This window comes from Myxococcus xanthus (assembly GCF_013116825.1).
In the GTDB taxonomy this organism is placed as follows: Bacteria; Myxococcota; Myxococcia; order Myxococcales; family Myxococcaceae; genus Myxococcus; species Myxococcus xanthus_B.
This window is the reverse complement of sequence record NZ_JABFNS010000280.1, coordinates 1-1,760: the sequence shown is the minus strand read 5'-3', so window position 1 is coordinate 1,760 and position 1,760 is coordinate 1. Positions and strand designations below refer to the sequence as shown.

The following is a 1,760-nucleotide window of genomic DNA, read 5'->3' as shown; positions in this document are numbered from 1 at the left end:
GTATAAGAGACAGGCCCGCCCCCATGCCTCCGCCGAAGGCCGCTCCGGTTGCGGTGGACTTGTTCGGCCATCCGCTGACCGAGGCAGGCTCGAAGAAGCTCGTCCCGGCTCCCGCCTCCAAGCCCGCGCCGCCAGCGGCGTCTCCCGCTGTGAAGCTGCCGGAAGCAGAGCCCTCGCACTCCGCCCTGCGCGGCCTCACCGACGAGGACATCACCAGCTTCAAGTCCCTCGGTACGGAGGTGTGCTTCGCCTCCGAGGCCTACGGCGAGGTGTGGCTCGTCCCGGCCTACACGGGCCAGGCCCGGAAGGAGCTCACCCCCGAGCACGCCGCCACCCTCGTGCGCGTCCTGTCTGCATTCCCCGGCTCGCGCGTCCTGTCCTTCACGAAGCAGCCGGCCTCCGCGGAGGCGTCGCCATGAGCGTGCCCCGCGCCTGTGAAACACACGCAGGGGGCCGTGCTGCGTGTCCCCTTCGACTTGATGTGTCTCTCGAAAAGAGCGTGATGACTGTCTCGCGACAGGCCACTGCATCGGCCCGGAGGCCCACGTCATGAGCGCCCTGCGAAACCAGCATTTGTCATACAGTCGGCTGAGCCGCTTCGAGGCTTGCCCGCTGTCGTACAAGCTCCACTACCTCGACAAGCACACCGCCGAGCCCGGTGTCCCCCTGAGCTTCGGCAAGGCACTGCACGCCGTCCTCGAGCGGCTCATCAAGGAGGTCATCGACACCGAGTACGTGGGCCCGCTCTCCGAGGAGCGCGCCCTCCAGCTCTACCGTGAAGAGTGGGCCGCCTCGGGCCTCTCCGGCCTGGACCTCTTCCAGCAGGGCCTCGGCATCCTCCAGGACTTCGTCCACCAGCAGGGCCGCGTGGACTCCCGCGACATTCTCGCCGTCGAGAAGGAGTTCCGGTTGCCGGTAGGGCCCTTCTCCGTCCTGGGCTTCATCGACCGCGTCGACTGGGTGGACGACGAGACAGTCCACGTCATGGACTACAAGTCCAACCACCAGCTCTTCACCCGCGAGGAGATGGACTCCAGCCTCCAGCTCAGCCTCTACGCCCTCGCCGCGCGTCGCATGTGGCCCTGGGCGAAGAAGGTGCGCCTGTCCATGTGGATGCTTCGCCACGGCGTGCTGCAGGAGACGACGCGCACCGAGGAGCAGTTGGACGCCGCTCTCGCCTACGTCGAGACGCTGGGCCAGCAGATGGAGACGACGGAGTCCTTCCCCGCCCGCCTCAACCCCAACTGCGTGTACTGCGACCACCGCCGCACCTGCCCCGCCTATGCCCGGGCGCTGGAGGGACAGCGTGGCGTCGTCTGCGAGGACACGTCGGACTTGGAGTCCGTCGCCCGCGAGCGCCAGGAAGTCGCCCACCTCGCGAAGATTCTCGGCGCGCGCAAGGCGGAGCTGGAGGGCGTCCTCCGCGCACACCTCGCCGAGCAGGACGAACTCGTCCTCGCCGGCACGCGCTACCGCATGTTCAATACCACCAGCCTCGACTACCCGCTGGAGCCCACCGTCGCGCTGTTGGCCCAGGCCACCGGCCTTCCCCGTGACGAGTTGGTGCAGCGCCTCGCCAGCGTCGACAAGAAAGCCCTCGACGCGGTGCTGAAGGACGCGGGCAAGCGCCTGGGTACCGCGCACATGGCGCTGCTAAAGGCCGAGCTGGAGTCCCTCGCCGCCAAACACCACTCGCCCCGCTTCTGGGCCAAGGAGGTCGCATAGTGCTGCTCGCCCACCCCGGTTCCGACACCACCCCC

The 1,760-nt window shown here is 68.2% G+C and carries 2 protein-coding genes; both read left to right on the top strand.

The annotated features are described in order from the left end of the window. The coding region (locus tag HNV26_RS37275) for a hypothetical protein (RefSeq protein ID WP_171453034.1) at positions 1 to 419 on the top strand (419 nt) is incomplete at its 5' end. A gap of 130 nt (positions 420 to 549) precedes the next feature. Continuing rightward, positions 550 to 1,725, top strand: coding sequence for a RecB family exonuclease (locus HNV26_RS37270; protein ID WP_171445593.1), 1,176 nt, complete (start codon positions 550 to 552; stop codon positions 1,723 to 1,725). Positions 1,726 to 1,760: the final 35 nt, after the last annotated feature.